Genomic DNA, 17,245 nt, shown 5'->3' on the forward strand with positions numbered 1-17,245 from the left:
CGGTGGGCACGTTCATCCAGCTCGTGATCGACGGCCTGTCGACGGGGTCGATCTACGCGGCGCTCGCGCTCGCGATCGTGCTCGTCAACCAGGCGACCGGCCTCATCAACTTCGCGCAGGGCGGCATGGCGGTGCTGTCGGCGTACATCGCGTGGGCCCTCAACGGGTTCGGCGTGCCGATCGTGCTCGCGATCCTGGGCGCGATCGTCATCTCCTTCTTCATGGGGGCGCTCATCGAGCGCTACCTCATCCGCCGGTTCGAGCGCGGCGACCCCGACACTGCCGTCGTCGTGACGATCGGCCTGCTGACGTTCATCACCGGGCTCTGCGCGTGGATCTGGACGTACAACAACCGGCTCTTCCCGTCGCTGTTCCCACTCGAGACGATCAAGGTCGCCGGGGCGGTGATCAGCGTCCGCTCGCTCGGCACGATCATCGTGATCGTCGTCATCATGCTGCTCCTGCAGGCGCTGTTCCTCGGCACGAAGCTGGGCCTGGCGCTGCGGGCGGTGGCGATCAATCCCGACTCGGCCGCGTTCTCGGGCATCAATGTCGGCCGCAACCTCATGGTCGGCTGGGGACTCGCCGCCGTGCTCGGCGCCGTCGCCGGCGTGCTGGTCGCCCCGCAGCTGACGCTCACCCCCGGCATGATGGACGGCGCCCTCGTGTACGCGCTCGCCGCCTGCATCCTCGGCGGCCTCTCGAGCCCGATCGGCGTGGTCGTCGCGGCGTGGCTCATCGGCGTCCTCGAGAACCTCGCCGCGGTCTACGTGCCTTTCATCGGGCACGACCTCAAGATCGCGGTGCCGTTCATCCTCATCTTCGTCGTGCTCATCGTGCGGCCACAGGGCCTGTTCGGCCGGAAAGCGGTGGTGCGCGTCTGATGCCTTCGACCGCGGAATTCTGGACGCGCCCCTGGGTGAAGTGGGCCGGAGTCGGCCTCGTCGTCGTGCTGCTCATCGTCGGGCCGCTGATCCTCCCCGAGTTCGCCAACCAGACGATCGCACGCATCGGCGTCTTCGCCGTCGCGGTGCTCGGCCTCAACGTCGTGATGGGCTACACCGGGCAGGTCTCGCTCGGCCAGATCTTCTTCGTCGGTGTCGGAGCGTACGTCACGGCGTACGGCGTCAACCAGGACTGGAACATCGTCCTCGTGTTCGTGCTCGCGTGCATCGTTCCCGCCGTGTTCGGGCTGCTCGTCGCACTCGCCGCGGCCCGTCTCGGCGGCCTCGCGATCGCGATGGTGACGATCGCCCTCCCGCTCGTCGGGCTGCCGCTCGCCAAGCGGCTTTCGGACTTCACCGGCGGATCCCAGGGCACGTCGGCCCGCTTCTCGAGCGCGCCGGAGTGGACCGGCCTCTATGACGACCAGTGGCAGCTGTACATCGTGATCCTCATCGGCGGCATCACGTTCCTGCTGACGCGCAACCTCGTGCGCGGCAAGTACGGGCGCGCCTTCGCCATCGTGAAGGGCAACGAGGCTGTCGCAGCATCCATGGGTGTCTCGCCGTACCGCTACAAGGTGCTCGCGTTCACTATCGCGTCGCTCATCGGCGGCGTGAGCGGCTTCCTCTATATGGTCGTGATCCAGTACACGTCGCCCGAGACGCTGCACTTCGGCCACTCGATCGAGCTGCTCGCCGCGATGGTGATCGGCGGCGCCGGCAGCATCATCGGCTCGCTCCTCGGCGGCGTCTGGTACGTGCTGCTGCCGCAGATCACGAACATCATCGACCCCAACATCACAGCGATGCTGCAGGGCGCGATCCTCCTGGTGGTGCTGTTCATCCTGCCCGGCGGCCTGGTGTCGCTGCCGCGACTGTGGCGTCGCCGCCGCCGCGATGCGGGCGCCCCGCGGGGCGGCGCGACCGGGCCCTCCGGACGGACGGCTGCCGCAGCATCCACTTCCGCGAAGACCGTCGCCGCAGACGCCCCGGCCGTCACCGACCCGCCCCCAGCTTCACCGACGCAGTCATAACCACACACACAGAGAGGCAAGACCATGAGCATGAACCGCAGGAAGTTGCGCGTCGCCTCGGTCGTCGCCGGGATCGGCATCGTCGCCGTCCTCGCCGCCGGCTGCTCTCGCGGCGGCGGCACGCCGAACGAGACCGGCGACGGTGCGGCCCAGGCGAGCCCCGGCATCACCGACGACTCGATCACGCTCGGCATCACGACCCCGCTGTCGGGGCCCACCGCCGGCCCTGGCACGTGCACCGTCGCCGGCATCACGGCCTACTTCGGCGCCAAGAACGCCGACGGCGGCGTCGAGTTCGGCGACGGCAAGACCCGCACGGTCGAGATCACGGCGCTCGACGACGAGTACGACCCGCAGAAGGCCAAGGCGAACTACGACCAGCTGAAGAGCAGCGTCTTCGCGATGACCGCCGGACTGGGCACGCCCACCAACCGCGCATGGCGCGAGGCCGCGATCGCCGACGAGGTGCCGCAGGCGCTGATCATGTCGGGTGACCCGATCTTCAGCGACCAGCAGGAGAGCCCGTGGTCGCTCGGCTTCGTGCCGATCTACCAGAACGAGGGCGAGGCCTTCGGCACGCTGCTGGCGAGCTCGAGCGAGGACCACAAGGTCGCGATCCTCTCGCAGAACGACGACTACGGCGAGGGCTACGTCGAGGGCTTCAAGAAGGGCATCGAGGGCGCCGACAACATCGAGATCGTCAAGGAGCTCACGTACGAGGCCACCGACACCTCGGTCGACGCGCAGCTGACCGAGCTCGCGGGCTCCGGCGCCGACGTGTTCTTCAACGCCATGTCGATCACGCCGCTCGTGATCTCGTCGCTGCAGAAGACGCAGGAGCTCGGCTGGCTGCCCAGCTGGTTCCTGCCGTCGAACACGTCGAGCCCGTCCGCGATCCTCGAGCCCGGCGGGGCGTCGGCGTTCCCCGGCGTCTACACGGTCGCGTTCGCGCAGGCCGCGGCTGCGCCGACCTTCGCCGAGAGCGAGGACGGCGGCGCGTTCCTCAGCGCCCTGAAGGACTACGCGAACTACTCCGACGTCCCCGCGTTCCCGCACTGCGTCTGGTCGTACCAGGTCGGCGCGACGCTCGAGCAGGTCTTCGCGAAGATGACCGAGCCGACGCGCGACGACTTCATGACGCAGCTGCGCAGCATCAAGGACTACGTCGCGCCGCTCATGCTCGAGGGCTCCAGCGTCGACACGACCGAGGACGGCCAGCCCGCCGTCTCGACCGTGCAGGTGCAGAAGTACAACGGCAAGGGCTACGCCCCGGCCACAGCCTGGGGCGAGTGACCTGAGCCCCGCGAGGGGGCGGGCGGAGTGATCCGCCCGCCCCTCTCGCTGTGCCGGGGTCGCGCGTGCGTCCGTCCCGCGTCCGGTGTCGGGGTCGCGGTGGTGCGTGCGTCCGTCCCCGTCCGGTGTCTGGGTCGTGCGTCCGCCCGCCCCTTCGCGGTGCCGGGGTCGTGCGTCCATCCGTCCCGCGTCCGGTGTCGTGGTGGTGCGTCCATCCGTCCCTCGTCCGGTATCGGAATCAGGCGATGAGGCGAAAACAGGACGTCTGGCGGCAGAATCTTCCTGATTTCGCCTCATCGCCTGATTCGAACACCAGCGGCGGCGGGAGTGCGGGCGAGCTCGGGCCGGGCGAAGGAGGGGATGGATGCTGCGGCCCGCGGCCGCGGGTCACTCCATGCCGTGCAGCACCTCGACGATGCCCGAGAGGTGGGCGCGGGTCGCGGCCTCGGCGGCGTCGGGGTCCTTGGCGAGGATCGCGTCGATGATCGCGATGTGCTCGGGCGCGGAGGTCGCGGCGCGACCGGGGTGGAAGGCGAGCCGGAACTGATGGCGCGCGGACTGCGCGCGCAGGCGTTCGAGCAGCTGCGTCGCGGTGCCGTGGCGGCTCAAGTCGCGGATGCGGCGGTCGAGCTCCTGGTTGAGGCGCGAGTACGCCATCAGGTCGCCCGAGCCGATCGCCGCCTCGATTTCGGCGCGCAGCGCCCGCAGCTTCTTGGCGTCGGCGGGCGTGAGGTTCTCGGCGGCCTTGCGGGCGCACAGCGTCTCGAGCCCGATCCGGACCTCGACGATCTCGATCGCCTCGTCGACGGTGATCGCCCGCACGCGCGCGCCGCGGTTGGGGAGGCGCTCGACGAGCCCTTCGCCGGCGAGGTTCAGCAGCGCCGTGCGCACGGAGGCGCGCGATGCGCCGTAGCGTTCGCTCAGGTCCGCCTCGATGAGACGCTGGTGCGGCGCGAACTGCGCGTCCAGGATCGCCTCGCGGATCACCTGAGTCAGGTCGGGACGCTCCGTGGTCTCGTCGTCGCGCAGGATCGCAGCATCGGTCATCTCGGCCAACCTCCTTCGGCGCCATCGTCCGTGCACTGACACTATCTCGCGAGAGGCCGGTCATCGCGAAGAATCTCATACGAAATGTGCGCGAAAATCGTCGACAATCTTGATTCACACGCATAGGAGGGGCACGCTGGAAGAGGTGTGGATCCGCGCCGACCCGAGGCGGATCCTGGCGCACGACACGGAGAGGTGGGCGTTCCATGAGCGAGACGACAACGGGGACTTCGGTCCGGACGGGGCTCTACATCGGGGGTGAGGAGCGCTTCACCGATGATGTGCTGACGATCGCCGATCCCGGCAAGCCGGGTGCGGTCGTCGGTGAGGCGGCGGCGGCGAGCGAGTCGGATGTGAAGGATGCCGTGGCCGCGGCGAAGAAGGCCTTCCCCGCGTGGGCGGCCCTCACGCCGCAAGAGCGTGCGGCCGCGATGGCCGAGGCGATCGCCGGCATCGCGGACGACCGCGACGAGGACGCGGCGGTGCTGTCGCAGGAGAACGGCAAGGTCCGCATGGAGGCGTGGATCGACGCGCTCGTGTTCGAGATCCGCTGGAACCTCGCGCTCATGCTCGCCGACGAGGTCGACGCCTCGAAGAACCTGCCGCCGATCCCCGGCGCGATCCCGGTGTCGACAGACGTGACCTACCAGCCGCTCGGCGTCGTGACCGTGATCGTGCCGTTCAACTGGCCGATCGCGATCCTCGGCGCGGCGCTGCCGCACGCGCTGCTCGCGGGCAACACGGCGATCGTGAAGCCGCCGCCCTCGGCGCCGCTCGCGACGACCCGCGTCGTGCAGCGGGTAGCCGAGAAGCTGCCGCCCGGCGTGCTCAACGTCGTGACGGGCCGCGACCAGGACATGAGTGCGCTCATCCAGAACCCCGACATCGCGAAGGTCTGCTTCACCGGCAGCGTGAACGGCGGCAAGCGGATCATGGAGATGGCGTCGAAGACCCTCACCCGGGTCACGCTCGAGCTGGGCGGCAACGACGCGGCGGTCTTCCTCGACGACGCGATCCTCGACGACGCGCACCTCGACCGGCTCTACGCGGCGATCTACGACACCACGGGCCAGATCTGCATGAACGCCAAGCGCGTCTTCGTGCACCGCTCGCGCGCTGACGAGCTCGTCGCCGGGCTTTCCGCCCGCCTCGAGGCCGCGAAGCTCGGCTACGGCCTCGACGAGGGCACGACGATGGGCCCGCTGCACCAGCCGGCGCAGAAGGCGTTCGTCGACGAGATCATCCAGGAGGCGAAGGATGCCGGCGCCGACGTCCGCGAGTTCGGCGAGCTGCCCGGCGGGGACCTCGCCGGCGGCAACTTCGTGCGCCCGGCGATCGTCGTCGACCCCTCGCTCGAGCTGCGCGTGGTGACGCAGGAGCAGTTCGGTCCCGTCATCCCGGTGATCCCGTTCGACGACGAGGCCGAGGCCGTCCGCCTGGCCAACGACACCTGGGGCGGCCTGTGCGGCTCGGTGTGGACGGCCTCGCCCGAGGCGGCGCAGCGCGTCGGCTCACAGCTCGAGTGCGGCTACGTCTGGGTCAACGACCACGGCGCGACCCGCCTCGACCTGCGCGCCCCGTTCGGCGGCATGAAGCAGTCGGGCTTCGGCCGCGAGCAGGGCATCGAGGGCGTCCGCGCGTTCCAGGACACCCGCTCCATCGCGACCCTCGACCCCGAGGCCCTGGCCTCGATGGCCCACTGACCCCCACCCCACCGACGCACGAAGGGCAGGTCTCCGCTCCGGCGGGACCTGCCCTTCCGCGAGAGTACTGCTGGTGGACGAGAGGGTGGTTGCTTCCCTACCTCTCGGCGACCAGCTGTACTCTCGCGGAAAGTGAGCCCGGGCCGGCGACGCACCCCGGGCCGGGCGACGCGCCCCGGGCCGGAGACGCACCCCGGCGCCGGCGACGCACCGGGGGCCGGGCGACGCGCCGGAGCCGGCGACGCACCCCGGGCCGGACGGGTCAGGGGTCGAGGCGGGTGACGAGCGCGAGGCCGCGGCGGGCCCAGGCGATCTCGCCCTGGGCGCGCTCGACGAGACCCTCGTACGCGAAGCGCTTGTAGGCGATGGTGCGCTCGCGGTCGGCGTCGGCGGTGACCTCGAGGCGGCGCACCAGCATCGGGTTCGCGACCGCGTCGATGCGCTCGAGCTCGCCCTCCCACTGCGCCAGCTCGCCCTCCCACTGCACGATGTGCCGTTCCAGGAAGGCGCGCGCGTCGGCGGGAGTCGCGGCCTCGAGGTAGGCCGCGCGGAGGTGGGCGGGGTCGCGCACGCGCTGGTAGTCCAGAGGAGAGCTCATCCATGCGACGAACGCCTGCTCACCGGCATCCGTCACGTGGTACATCCGCCGCGTGCCGCGTTCGCCGCGCGTCTGCTCCTCGCCCTCGATGAGGCCGAGCTCCTCCATCTTGCGCAGCTCGGGATAGATCTGGGAGTCGGGCGCGTGCCACACGTGGCCGACCGACTGGTGGAACTGCTTCTGCAGGTCGTAGCCCGACAGCGGGCCGACCCGCAGGATCGCCAGCAGTGCGTAGCGCAGACTCATGCGTCTCCCTTCGTCCCCGAGCGTAGCGACCGGATCCGGATGCCTCGGCCAGGCGTCGCCCGGAATGCCCGAAGGGGGACCCGCCCGGCGTGGGCGGACCCCCCTCGGTCCGTTCGCTGCGGCCGGACGGCTCAGGCCGGCTGGTACTGCGTGCGCCAGCCGCCGTGGTAGGTCTGACGGGCGACCGTCGAGTACGGCACGGGCGAGACGACGGCGCGCACCTCGAGCTGCTTGTGCGGCTCGACGGAGGCCTTCGTGGTGCCGCCGTTCGGCTCGCCCCACACGACCGTCACCTCGGCGCCCTCGGGCACATCGGGGTTGACCGTCGCCAGCGACAGCGCGCGCTTCTCGTTGGCGCTGTAGCCGGTGAACATCGAGAAGCCGACGTTGTTGCCGTCGGCGTCGGTCACCGAGTCGTAGTTCGCCGACCCGTAGTTCGCCAGCGGCAGGTCGAAGAACTTGTAGCTCTCGCCCTCGGTGTCGAAGAGCGAGGCGAAGATCTTCGTCACGTCCTCGGCGTTCCACGCCAGCGTGACCTTGCGGCGCTGCGTCGCGGGGTCGATCTTCTCGAGCGCGTCGCGGCCGATGAAGTCGTGGTCGAACTTCACGAACGAGCCGTACCCGAGCTCCCACGGGGTCAGGTAGTAGTCCGAGATGTCGTCCGACACGAACGAGCCCGCCAGGGTGCCGGTCGCCTCATAGCTATCGACGCCGAGCCACTCGCGGTAGCCGCGCTCGGCCTCGCCGGAGTAGATGGCGGGAAGCGGCGACGGGATCCAGCCCGACTCGAGCGTGTTCGACGGGTAGGCCCGCGAGCCGACCGGGACGAGCCCGAACTCGGCGCCGGCCTCGACGATCAGGTCGCGCACGCGGTGGTGGTCCTCGTACGGGCCCCACACTTCGAGGCCGGGGGCGCCGGCCATGCCGTGACGCAGGGTGCGCACGTTCACGCCGCCGATCTGCATCTCGGCCATGCTGAAGAACTTCAGCTGCTCGAGCGGTCCGCCGTTGAGCTTCTCGATGACGTTCCACGCCGCCGGTCCCTGGATCTGGAACCGGTAGTAGCGCCGGCTCACCGCGTCGCCATAGGGACGCGAGGGGGAGCGGCGGTCGACCGTGATGTCGAGGTTCGAGTAGCCGCCGGTCTCACCGTGGTACAGCAGCCAGTTCGACGCTGGTGCGCGGCCGACGTAGACGTACTCGTCCTCGGCCTCGTGGAAGAGGATGCCGTCGCCGATGACGTGACCCGACGCGGTGGTCGGCACGTACTGCTTGGCGCGATTCACCGGGAAGGTCGCGACCGAGTTGATGGCGGTGTCGGAGATGAGCCGGATCGCGTCCGAGCCCTTGAGGAACACATTGTCCATGTGGTGCGACTGGTCGTAGAGCACGGCCGTGTCACGCCACGCGCGCTGCTCCTTGATCCAGTTCTGGAAGTCCGCGGGGACCACCGGGTAGATGTATGAGCCGATCTGCGAATTGCGCAGCATCTCGACGGCGTTGTGGCCGTCGAGCAGCTCCTGCAGATTCTTCGCCATGGGGAACCTCTCTGTTCGTGGGTTGTGTCGGTCGGGATGTCGGATGCTGCGGCCCGCGGCCTCCGGGTCGCTCAGGTGAAGACGATCGTGTGGTTGCCGTGTCTGATCACGCGGTCTTCGGCGTGCCACTGCACGGCGCGGGAGAGCACCGCGCGCTCGACGTACGCGCCGCGCGCCTGCAGGTCGGACGCCGTCATGGCGTGGGTCACGCGGGCGACGTCCTGCTCGATGATCGGGCCCTCGTCGAGGTCTTCGGTGACGTAGTGGCTCGTCGCCCCGATGAGCTTCACGCCCCGCTCCTTCGCCTTGCGGTAGGGCGCCGCGCCGATGAAGGCGGGGAGGAACGAGTGGTGGATGTTGATCACCGGCACCCCCACCTCGTCGAGGAACGAGTCCGAGAGGATCTGCATGTAGCGGGCCAGCACGACGAAGTCGACGTTGCCCTTCAGTAGGTCGACGATCTTCGCCTCGGCGGCGGACTTGTCGGGCCCCTGCGACGGGATGTGGAAGAACGGGATGCCGAAGCTGCGCACGTCTTCCGCCGTGTTCGTGTGGTTCGAGATCACCATCGGGATCGTGACCGGCAGCTCGCCGCGGCGGTGGCGCCACAAGAGCTCGAGCAGGCAGTGGTCGCTCGTCGAGGCGAGGATCGCCATGCGCTTGGGGATCGACTGGTCGGTGAGCCGCCACTCGAGGCCGAGCGGGGTGAGTGTTTCGTCGAGGTCGGCCTCGATAGCCGGCAGGGCGGCCTGCAGGTCGGGGCGGTGGAACACCACGCGCTGGAAGAACTCGCCGCCCTCGGGGTTGTCGGAGTACTGGTCGAGCGTCACGATGTTGCCTTCGTTGCGGGCCACCAGCGCCGTGACCGCGGCGACGATGCCCGAGCGGTCGGGCCCGTGCACGATCAGGCACGCGTGATCGCGCCGCACGTCGAGGTGCGTCGTCATCGGCGCGCCCCCGAGGATTGCGCCGCGACGAACTCCCGCGCCCAGTTGCTCGTCGCCAGCAGCCCGCCGAACGTGTAGAAGTGCAGCTTCACATCGCCGGAGTCCTCGTCGTCGGCCAGCAGTCCGGCGAGATCCGACACGAAGCGGTCGGGCCCGGCGGTGCCCATGAGGTTCGTGAGCGAGAAGCCGTACTTCTTCACGATCATGGCGTTCGCGCCGATGCCGAAGCGGCGGGCGAAGCCGAGCAGCCGCTTGATGCCGGCGGGGCCGGGGGTGCCGATGCGGATCTGCGACTCGATCCCGCGGGCGCGCACCGCGTCGATCCACGTCATCACGGGATCGGTGTCGAACGCGAACTGCGTCAGGATCACAGCATCCAATCCCTGCTGGGCAAGCGCGAGCGACTTCTCGTCGAGGTGCCGCCACAGCACGTCGTCGGCGATGTCGGGGTGCCCCTCGGGGTAGCCGGCGATCGAGACCTCGCGCACGCCGAACTTCTGCAGCACGCCCGACTGGATCACCGTGAGCGAGTCGGGGTAGGGGCCCTCGGGCTCGGCGGGGTCGCCGCCGACGGCGAACACGTGCTCGGTCGCGCCGACCTCCTGCAGCCGGCCGAGGAACTCCTCGAGCTCGTCCTGCGACCGCAGCCGGCGGGCCGACAGATGGGGGACCGGCACGAAGCCCATCTCCTTGACGGCCTTCGCCGCGGCCACGCGCATCTCGAGATCCTCGTTGCCGAGGAACGTCACGTTGATCTTGGTGCCCTGCGGGATCATCTCGCGGGCCTCCTCGAGACCGGGGATGTCCTTGCCGGTCATCTCGAGCGAGAAGCCGTCCACGAGAGCTGCGGCCTTCGGCGAGACGGGGGTCTGGTGTGCCACTGATCGAGGTCCTTTCCTCGGCGCGGGCGCCTTCGCACCGCGGGGAGTGATGTCAGATTACCTATGGGCATAGGTAATGGCAATAGCCAAGTCGGCCATGCCCACCAGCCTGCGGCTCAGCCCGCGCGGTGCACCTTCCGAGTTCCGATGAATGGATGCTGCGCCCCCGCGCCCCCGCGCCGGCCCCACCCCCACCCCCACCCTCGAGCGCGAGCCCGCGCCAGCGCGCCGGCCCCACCCCCGCTTCCACAGGTCAACCGCGCTTCGACAGGTCAACCGCGCTTCGACAGGTCAACCGCCCTTCCACAGGAGCAATTCGGCCGATCCGGTCATGTGGAGGCCCGGTTGACCTGTTGAGGACTAGGGGCCTAGTTCAAGCAAATCGTGACGGGCGTCACAAAACCATTGACAATGGTTCGCGCCTGCCGCACGATGACTTATGTCCGGCACGCCGCGGTGAGGACCCCGACTCGTGGACGCACCCCAGGCCGCCGGCAACCCCCGCACCGCTACGAGAGGCCCGTCAATGAAGAAGAGTCTTGTCACCCTCGGCGTTCTCGCCGCCGCCGCGCTCGCGCTGAGCGGCTGCACCGATTCCGCCGCCCGACCCGAATCCACCGCCGGCGCGACCGGCGACGCCGGCTCGGGCGAACTCACCAAGGTCCGCGTCGCCGCACTGCCCATCGCCGAGACCGGGGCCCTCTGGGCCGCGATCGACGAGGGCATCTTCGAGGAGCACGGCCTCGAGATCGAGGTCGTCCCCGCCCAGGGCGGCGCGAACGCGATCCCGGCGCTCCTGAGTGGCGACATCCAGTTCGCTATCGGCCAGCCGTTCGGCCCGATCCGCGCCGACCAGCAGGACCTCGGCGTCGTGATCGTGGGCAACTACGCCAACAGCCTCGCGGACGGCGACGACGTCAACGCTGTCGTCGCGCTGGGCGACTCGGGCATCACGCGCCCCGCCGACCTCGCCGGCAAGAAGGTGTCGGTGAACACCCTCGGCGCCGCGGGCGACCTCACGATCCGCAAGGCCGTGCAGGACGACGGCGGCGACCCGGCGACGATCGAGTTCGTCGAGGTCGCCTTCCCCGACGTGCCGGCGCAGCTCGAAGCGGGCACGATGGACGCCGCGTGGGCGCCCGACCCGTTCCGCGGCATGGTCGTCGGTGCCGGCGGCACGTCGGTCGTGCAGCCGTACCAGGCGACGATCCCGGGCCTCTCGGTGCTCACGAACATCACGACGCAGGCCCTCCTCGACGAGGATCCCGAGCTCGTGACCGCGTACTCCGAGGCGATGGCCGAGGCGCTCGACTGGGCGGCCGGCAACGAAGAGGCCGTGCGTACCGCGATCGCGACCAACCTCAAGATCCCGGCCGAGGCGGCCGCGGGCATCACGCTCCCGACGTTCACGTGGGACCTCGCCGACGCCGGCATCGAAGACCTCGGCGCGCTCGCCGTCGAGTTCGCGTACATCGACGCCGAGCCCGACTACGACAGCCTCATCCAGCAGCAGTAACCCGCGCAAGAAGGAGGAAGACGGTCCCCGCTCCCCCTCCACACGCCGCTGGCGCGTCGTGCGGAGCCTCTAGGGGCGGGGGCCCAGCCTGGCCCCGAGGCATCCGTCCCCTCCCGCGCCTTCATCCCCACGAGCAGATCGGAACCGCCGATGGCCATCGCCGAAGCCGCGCCCGCCCGCGCCGCGCGGAGCTCGCGGAGCCCGCGGCGGCTGCGCACGCTGCGTAAGATCGCGCTGGGCGTCGCGGGAATCCTCGGATTCCTGCTGACCTGGCAGCTGCTGCCGACGCTGGGCGTCGTCGATCCGCGCTACTTCCCGACAGCGACCACGACGCTCGCCGAGCTCGGCCAGCTGATGCGCGACCTGGAGTTCTGGCGCAACGTCGGGCGCACCATGACGGCGTGGGGCATCGGCCTCGTGATCGCCACGGTGCTCGCGACAGTGCTCGGCACCATCATCGGCCTGGTGCCGTTCCTGCGCCGCGCGACTCACACGACGGTGGAGTTCCTGCGCCCCATCCCGTCAGTCGCGCTCATCCCGCTTGCGATCCTCCTGTTCGGCCTGCGCATCGAGTCGGCGCTCGTCATCATCGTCTACGCGAGCTTCTGGCAGGTGTTCATCCAGGTGCTCTACGGCGTCGCCGACGTCGACACGGTGGCCCGCGACACGGCGCGCAGCTTCGGGCTCTCACGGGGCTCGCGCATCGTGAATCTGGTGCTGCCGACAGCTCTGCCGTACCTCATGACGGGCCTGCGTCTCGCGGCCGCCGTCGCGCTGATCCTCGCGATCACCGCCGAGATGTTCATCGGCAATCCCGGCCTCGGCCGCGAGATCGTCCTCGCGCAGTCGGCGGGCGACTGGCCCGCCGTGTACGCGCTCGTCGTCGTCACGGGCCTGCTGGGCCTCGTCATCAACCTCATCTTCCGCGCGATCGAGCGGCGCTCGCTCTCGTGGCACCAGTCGGTGCGAGGGGAGGAAGTGCTGTGACTCTCTACACGAGCACCGTCGTGACGCCCCGCCGGCGATCGCGCGTCTGGGCGAAGATCGGCGAGAACACTCTCTACGCCATCGGGCTGCCGATCGTGCTGCTGGTGATCTGGGGCATCTGGGCGACCCTCGCCCCGGCGAAGTTCTTCCCGGCGCCGATGGAGATCCTCGACGCGTTCGTCGACACGTGGGTCGGGCCCGCGTTCGTGACCGACGTGCTGCCCAGCCTCGGCCGGCTCGCCATCGGCATCGTCGTCTCGATCGTCGTCGGGATCGTCGCCGGCACGGTCATCGGCCTCAACCGCTGGCTGCGCGAGCTGCTCGAGCCCATGCTCGAGTTCTTCCGCGCGGTCCCGCCGCCGGTGCTCCTTCCCATCGTGGTCGTGCTGATGGGACCGACCGACGCCATGAAGATCGTGGTGATCGTGCTGGGGTCGGTGTGGCCGATCCTGCTCAACACGATCGAGGGCGTGCGTGCGACCGACTCGGTGATGACCGAGACCGCGCGGTCGTTCGCGCTGACCCCGCGGGAGCGCCTGCGGTATCTCGTGCTCCCGGCCGCCAGCCCGCGCATCATGGCGGGGGTGCGGCAGTCGCTCTCGATCGCCCTGATCCTCATGGTGATCTCGGAGCTGGCGTATTCGTCGTCGGGCCTCGGCTATCAGATCGTCTTCTTCCAGCGCAATTACCTCATCGCCGAGATGTGGAGCGGCATCCTGCTGCTGGGACTCATCGGCGTGCTGCTCGCCGCCATCTTCGGCCTGGTCGAGCGGCGGGTCCTCGGGTGGTATCACGGAATCAAGGAGGTGGAGCGTGCCTGACTCGCTTCGGACCGCACAGACGCTCTTGAACGTCGAGCACCTGCGCAAGGTGTACGAATCGTCGACCGGCAACGTCGAGGCGATCGGCGACATCGGATTCCGGATGGATGCCGGTGAGCTGGTGTGCATCGTCGGGCCCTCCGGGTGCGGCAAGACGACGCTCTTGAAGTGCATCGCCGGCCTGCTCAAGCCGACGTCGGGAGTCGTCGAGCTCGACGGCAAGCGGGTGACGGCGCCGCCGCCCAAGATGGCGCTCGTATTCCAGGAGTACGGCCGGAGCCTGTACCCGTGGCTGACGGTGCGCGGCAACGTCGAGCTGCCGCTCAAGCACAAGAAGCTCACGCGCGCGGAGCGCGACCGGCTCGTCGACGACGCGCTGACCGCCGTCGGCCTCGACCACGCCGCCAAGAGCTACCCGTGGCAGCTGTCGGGCGGCATGCAGCAGCGCGTGGCCATCGCGCGTGCGGTCGCGTACCAGCCGGAGGTGCTCATCATGGACGAGCCCTTCGCCGCCGTCGACGCGCAGACCCGCGCCGACCTCGAGGATCTCGTGCGGACGCTGCACCGCGAACGCGGCATGTCGATCCTGTTCGTCACGCACGACATCGACGAGTCGGTCTACCTCGGCGAGCGGGTCATCGTGCTGTCGAAGTCCCCGACCTGGGTGCAGGAGGATCTCGTGATCGACCTCGCCCCCGAGCGCGACCAGATCACCACGCGGGCGCTGCCGCGGTTCACCGAGCTGCGCACCCACGTCTACGAGCAGATCCAGCGCGCCAAGCGCGGGGAGGCCGTCCGCCCGGAGGCCGCGTGAGCGCGATCCCCGCCGCCGACGCGTCGATCCTCACGCGCAAGCCGCGCCAGCTGCTGCTGGCGTTCTTCGGCGAGTTCGTGTGCGACCGGTACTTCGACCCGCTGCGTGCGAGCGTCCTCATCGGCGTGCTTGAGAGCGCGGGCGTCGCGGCGTCGGCGGTGCGCACGAACCTCGACCGCATGGTCGACAGCGGCGTGCTGGAGCGCCGCCGGCTGGGGCGGGAGATCGGGTTCGAGCTCACCGCGCACGGCAGCGAGGTGCTGCGCGAGGCGTCGGGCCGCGTCAAGGGCCCCGCGCCGTTCGAGCCGCAGGGCGAGGGCTGGACGCTCGTCACCTTCAGCGTGCCCGAGCAGCTGCGCGACCTGCGTCACCGGCTGCGGGCCGCGCTCACCTGGTCGGGCTTCGCCGTGCTGCGCGACGGACTGTGGATCGCGCCGGGAGCCGTCGACCTCGCCGCCGCGCTCGGCGCCATCATCCCCGACCTGCCGCCGGGCTCGGTCAACGCCTTCTCGGCGACGGAGCTCGACGGGTTCCCGATGGCGGAGGCGGTGCGCGTCGCGTGGGATGTCGAAGGCATCCGCGCTGCGCACGAGGAGTTCATCGCCCACTGGGAGCGTGAGGACGCGGCATCCCATCTCCCTCCCGTCACGGCGCGCACGCTGCTCGTCGCCGACTGGCTGGCGCTGCTGCGCGCCGACCCGCGGCTGCCCCGCCAGTACATGGGCGACGACTGGCCGGCCGACCGGTCGTTCGAGCTCTTCACCAACCGGCAGCGGGCTTTCGCGTTCCCCGCGGTGCGCGATTTCGCGGGCCTCGTGACCTGAGGTCACGCCGGACGGACCCCGTTCAGGTGACGCGGTACGCCACGTACCGCACGCGGTCCGCCTCGCGGATGTACGACGCCAGATACACCGCGCGCTCGAACTCGGGGTGCGCGGCGCACTCGAGCGTGAGCGCGGCGCGGAAGTAGTAGTCCGACGGGTCGACGTCGTCGCCGCGCAGCAGCGCCTCGAGCACGGCCGGATCGCCGCTGCGCACACCCTGGGCGCGGATGTACAGGAGCGACCCGTCGTCGCCGCGCGCGCTGTAGCGGCCGTCGATCTCGATCGAGCCGTCGGCGCGCACGGTCTGCCAGTCGGCGCCGCCCGCGAGGATCACGCCCGTGAACGCGCCCGTGATGGTGCCGCCGGTCACCGGGATGATGCGGCGGTGGCCGGCGCGCGTCAGGCCGTGGTCTTCGAGCGGGCCGAGTTCGGCGACGACCTCGAACGCCGGCTCGAGCGCGGGCACCGGCGGCTGGTGGGTCATCGACCTTCTCCGTAGCGGGCGCGGAGGTCGGCCTTGCGGATCTTGCCGGATGCCGTGCGCGGCAGGTCTTCGACGACCACGACGTTCTTGGGCAGCTTGTAGCGGGCGAGCAGGCCGTCGAGGTGGCGGCGCACGATCTCGGTATCGACCTCGGCGCCCTCGCGGAGGGTGACCACCGCCCACGGGACTTCGCCCCAGCGCTCGTCGGGCACGCCGACCACGGCCACGCCCGAGATGCCCTCGATGTCGGCGATGAGGTTCTCGACCTCGGCCGGGTAGATGTTCTCGCCGCCCGAGATGATCATGTCCTTCAGGCGGTCGGAGATGTAGAGGTAGCCGTCGGCGTCGAGGTAGCCCAGGTCGCCGGAGCGGTACCAGCCGTCGGCGGTGAACGCGGCTGCCGTCGCGTCGGGCAGGCCGTGATAGCCGAGGAACACGTTCGGCCCTGCGACCTCGATCTCGCCCACGGTGCCCCGCGGCACCACCTCGCCGCGCTCGTCGGTGATGCGCACGTCGGTGAAGAAGTGCGGCAGGCCCACGCTGCCCTGCTTCTCGCGAGTCATCGCGGGGGAGAGCGAGGTCGCCCCTGGAGAGGTCTCGGTCATGCCGTAACCCTGCGAGAACGACAGCCCGCGCTCCTCGTACGCGTTGAGGATGCGGGTCGGAACGGCCGAGCCGCCGCACGTGAGCTTGCGGAGGCTCGACACGTCGGTCGACGCCCACGTCGGGTGGTCGGCCATCAACTGGTATGTCGTGGGCACACCGCTCAGCATGGTGATGCGGTGCTGCTGGATGAGCGCCAGCGCCCGGCCGGGGTCGAAGCCCTTCTCGAGCACGAGCGTCGCACCCTTCAGCAGCACGGGCAGCGCGCCCATGCCGAGCGAGGCGACGTGGAAGAGCGGCGAGATCATGAGCGACACGTCGGTCGAGACGACGTCGTAGTCGACGACGCAGTTGAGCGCGACCCACGTCAGGTTGCCGTGGCTGAGCACGGCGCCCTTCGGCTTGCCGGTCGTGCCGGAGGTGTAGACGATCGCGGCCGGGTCGTCGAGGTCGACGTCGGCGACAGTGTGCCCGCCCGGCGCCGCGGCGGTGAGCCGCGCGAGGCCCGGGTGCTCGGGCGGGCCGTCGCCGGTGACGATCACGTGCGCGATCCGGCCGGCCTCGACGCCGGGCATCGCCCGCTCGAGGAACTCCGCGTCGAGCACGACGGCCCGCGCGCCGGCGTCGACGAGCACGTGCTGCACTTCGGGGGCGGCGAGGCGGGTGTTGACGGGCACGAACACCGCGCCGAGCTGCGCGGCGCCGAACATCACCTGCAGGAACTGCGGGCTGTTCTCGCCGATGTACGCCACGGCGTCGCCGCGCCGGATGCCGCGGTGCCACAGCACGGCGGCCACCCGGTCGGCGGCGTCGGCGAGCTCCCGATAGGTGAGCTCGTCGTCGCCGAAGACGACGGCGGTCTTGCCGGGGTCCTTGAGGCGCCGCTTGGCGAGCCAGAACCCGATCCCCTTGTGCATCGTGGCGGTGTCCTCTCCTTCGAGGAGTGCGCCCGGTCGCCGAGCCGC

Annotated in this window: 16 protein-coding genes; 9 read left to right on the plus strand and 7 right to left on the minus strand. The window is 70.1% G+C overall.

Annotated features, from left to right (window positions below):
* Positions 1–2 precede the first annotated feature (2 nt).
* Genes ACFC1I_RS08500 through ACFC1I_RS08510 form a run of 3 tightly spaced genes read left to right on the plus strand, consistent with a single transcriptional unit; the run spans position 3 to position 3,271 of the window.
* The gene (locus tag ACFC1I_RS08500) at positions 3–884 is read left to right on the plus strand and encodes a branched-chain amino acid ABC transporter permease (protein WP_376007912.1); all 882 of its coding nucleotides are present in this window, start codon (positions 3–5) and stop codon (positions 882–884) included.
* Positions 884–1,978, plus strand: coding sequence for a branched-chain amino acid ABC transporter permease (locus ACFC1I_RS08505; RefSeq protein WP_376007914.1), 1,095 nt, complete (start codon positions 884–886; stop codon positions 1,976–1,978). Before ACFC1I_RS08500 ends, ACFC1I_RS08505 begins: the two co-directional genes overlap by 1 nt.
* A gap of 24 nt (positions 1,979–2,002) precedes the next feature.
* Positions 2,003–3,271, plus strand: coding sequence for an ABC transporter substrate-binding protein (locus ACFC1I_RS08510; RefSeq protein WP_376007916.1), 1,269 nt, complete (start codon positions 2,003–2,005; stop codon positions 3,269–3,271).
* Between the two features lie 387 nt (positions 3,272–3,658).
* On the opposite strand, the gene ACFC1I_RS08515 is transcribed toward ACFC1I_RS08510, so the two are convergent.
* Positions 3,659–4,318: a GntR family transcriptional regulator gene (locus ACFC1I_RS08515; RefSeq protein ID WP_376007918.1), complete on the minus strand. Its 660-nt coding sequence runs from the start codon at positions 4,316–4,318 to the stop codon at positions 3,659–3,661.
* A gap of 206 nt (positions 4,319–4,524) precedes the next feature.
* On the opposite strand from ACFC1I_RS08515, the gene ACFC1I_RS08520 reads away from it, so the two are divergent.
* A complete protein-coding gene (locus ACFC1I_RS08520; protein WP_376007920.1) occupies positions 4,525–6,021 on the plus strand; it encodes an aldehyde dehydrogenase family protein in 1,497 nt (498 codons plus the stop codon).
* A gap of 262 nt (positions 6,022–6,283) precedes the next feature.
* Here the strand turns inward: ACFC1I_RS08520 and ACFC1I_RS08525 are convergent, their stop codons facing one another.
* From ACFC1I_RS08525 to ACFC1I_RS08540, 4 genes are all read right to left on the minus strand, one after another.
* The gene (locus ACFC1I_RS08525) at positions 6,284–6,865 is read right to left on the minus strand and encodes a PadR family transcriptional regulator (RefSeq protein WP_376007922.1); all 582 of its coding nucleotides are present in this window, start codon (positions 6,863–6,865) and stop codon (positions 6,284–6,286) included.
* Between the two features lie 131 nt (positions 6,866–6,996).
* Positions 6,997–8,403, minus strand: coding sequence for an aminomethyl transferase family protein (locus ACFC1I_RS08530; protein ID WP_376007924.1), 1,407 nt, complete (start codon positions 8,401–8,403; stop codon positions 6,997–6,999).
* 71 nt (positions 8,404–8,474) lie between these two features.
* Entirely contained in the window at positions 8,475–9,350 is an 876-nt protein-coding gene (purU, locus tag ACFC1I_RS08535; RefSeq protein ID WP_376007926.1) for a formyltetrahydrofolate deformylase, read from the minus strand.
* Entirely contained in the window at positions 9,347–10,168 is an 822-nt protein-coding gene (locus ACFC1I_RS08540; RefSeq protein ID WP_376008039.1) for a methylenetetrahydrofolate reductase, read from the minus strand. Before ACFC1I_RS08540 ends, purU begins: the two co-directional genes overlap by 4 nt.
* Before the next feature lie 589 nt (positions 10,169–10,757).
* Between ACFC1I_RS08540 and ACFC1I_RS08545 the strand changes: the two genes are divergently transcribed.
* The 5 genes from ACFC1I_RS08545 to ACFC1I_RS08565 all read left to right on the plus strand — a co-directional run bounded on the left by ACFC1I_RS08545 (position 10,758) and on the right by ACFC1I_RS08565 (position 15,193).
* On the plus strand, positions 10,758–11,747 hold the full coding sequence (locus ACFC1I_RS08545; protein WP_376007928.1) for an ABC transporter substrate-binding protein: 990 nt from the start codon (positions 10,758–10,760) through the stop codon (positions 11,745–11,747).
* Between the two features lie 150 nt (positions 11,748–11,897).
* Entirely contained in the window at positions 11,898–12,734 is an 837-nt protein-coding gene (locus tag ACFC1I_RS08550; RefSeq protein WP_376007930.1) for an ABC transporter permease, read from the plus strand.
* On the plus strand, positions 12,731–13,555 hold the full coding sequence (locus ACFC1I_RS08555) for an ABC transporter permease (RefSeq protein WP_376007932.1): 825 nt from the start codon (positions 12,731–12,733) through the stop codon (positions 13,553–13,555). Before ACFC1I_RS08550 ends, ACFC1I_RS08555 begins: the two co-directional genes overlap by 4 nt.
* Positions 13,548–14,369: an ABC transporter ATP-binding protein gene (locus ACFC1I_RS08560; RefSeq protein WP_376007934.1), complete on the plus strand. Its 822-nt coding sequence runs from the start codon at positions 13,548–13,550 to the stop codon at positions 14,367–14,369. The genes ACFC1I_RS08555 and ACFC1I_RS08560 overlap by 8 nt, the downstream gene beginning before the upstream one ends.
* Positions 14,366–15,193 carry a PaaX family transcriptional regulator C-terminal domain-containing protein gene (locus ACFC1I_RS08565; protein WP_376007936.1) on the plus strand — a complete coding sequence of 276 codons (828 nt, stop codon included), beginning with the start codon at positions 14,366–14,368 and terminating at the stop codon, positions 15,191–15,193. The genes ACFC1I_RS08560 and ACFC1I_RS08565 overlap by 4 nt, the downstream gene beginning before the upstream one ends.
* Before the next feature lie 22 nt (positions 15,194–15,215).
* On the opposite strand, the gene ACFC1I_RS08570 is transcribed toward ACFC1I_RS08565, so the two are convergent.
* Positions 15,216–15,677: a DUF3237 domain-containing protein gene (locus ACFC1I_RS08570; RefSeq protein ID WP_376007938.1), complete on the minus strand. Its 462-nt coding sequence runs from the start codon at positions 15,675–15,677 to the stop codon at positions 15,216–15,218.
* On the minus strand, positions 15,674–17,197 hold the full coding sequence (locus ACFC1I_RS08575; protein ID WP_376007940.1) for a long-chain fatty acid--CoA ligase: 1,524 nt from the start codon (positions 17,195–17,197) through the stop codon (positions 15,674–15,676). The genes ACFC1I_RS08570 and ACFC1I_RS08575 overlap by 4 nt, the downstream gene beginning before the upstream one ends.
* Between the last annotated feature and the right edge of the window lie 48 nt (positions 17,198–17,245).

The organism is Microbacterium sp. NPDC056044 (assembly GCF_042267145.1).
Lineage (GTDB): Bacteria > Actinomycetota > Actinomycetes > Actinomycetales > Microbacteriaceae > Microbacterium.

Bases quoted from the DNA above. Each gene is read 5' to 3' on its own strand.
- purU (WP_376007926.1), bottom strand. From the start codon at position 9,350: ATGACGACGCACCTCGACGTGCGGCGCGATCACGCGTGCCTGATCGTG.
- ACFC1I_RS08545 (WP_376007928.1), top strand. From the start codon at position 10,758: ATGAAGAAGAGTCTTGTCACCCTCGGCGTTCTCGCCGCCGCCGCGCTC.
- ACFC1I_RS08575 (WP_376007940.1), bottom strand. From the start codon at position 17,197: ATGCACAAGGGGATCGGGTTCTGGCTCGCCAAGCGGCGCCTCAAGGAC.
- ACFC1I_RS08505 (WP_376007914.1), top strand. From the start codon at position 884: ATGCCTTCGACCGCGGAATTCTGGACGCGCCCCTGGGTGAAGTGGGCC.
- ACFC1I_RS08570 (WP_376007938.1), bottom strand. From the start codon at position 15,677: ATGACCCACCAGCCGCCGGTGCCCGCGCTCGAGCCGGCGTTCGAGGTC.
- ACFC1I_RS08530 (WP_376007924.1), bottom strand. From the start codon at position 8,403: ATGGCGAAGAATCTGCAGGAGCTGCTCGACGGCCACAACGCCGTCGAG.
- ACFC1I_RS08510 (WP_376007916.1), top strand. From the start codon at position 2,003: ATGAGCATGAACCGCAGGAAGTTGCGCGTCGCCTCGGTCGTCGCCGGG.
- ACFC1I_RS08525 (WP_376007922.1), bottom strand. From the start codon at position 6,865: ATGAGTCTGCGCTACGCACTGCTGGCGATCCTGCGGGTCGGCCCGCTG.
- ACFC1I_RS08540 (WP_376008039.1), bottom strand. From the start codon at position 10,168: ATGACCGGCAAGGACATCCCCGGTCTCGAGGAGGCCCGCGAGATGATC.
- ACFC1I_RS08550 (WP_376007930.1), top strand. From the start codon at position 11,898: ATGGCCATCGCCGAAGCCGCGCCCGCCCGCGCCGCGCGGAGCTCGCGG.
- ACFC1I_RS08520 (WP_376007920.1), top strand. From the start codon at position 4,525: ATGAGCGAGACGACAACGGGGACTTCGGTCCGGACGGGGCTCTACATC.
- ACFC1I_RS08515 (WP_376007918.1), bottom strand. From the start codon at position 4,318: ATGACCGATGCTGCGATCCTGCGCGACGACGAGACCACGGAGCGTCCC.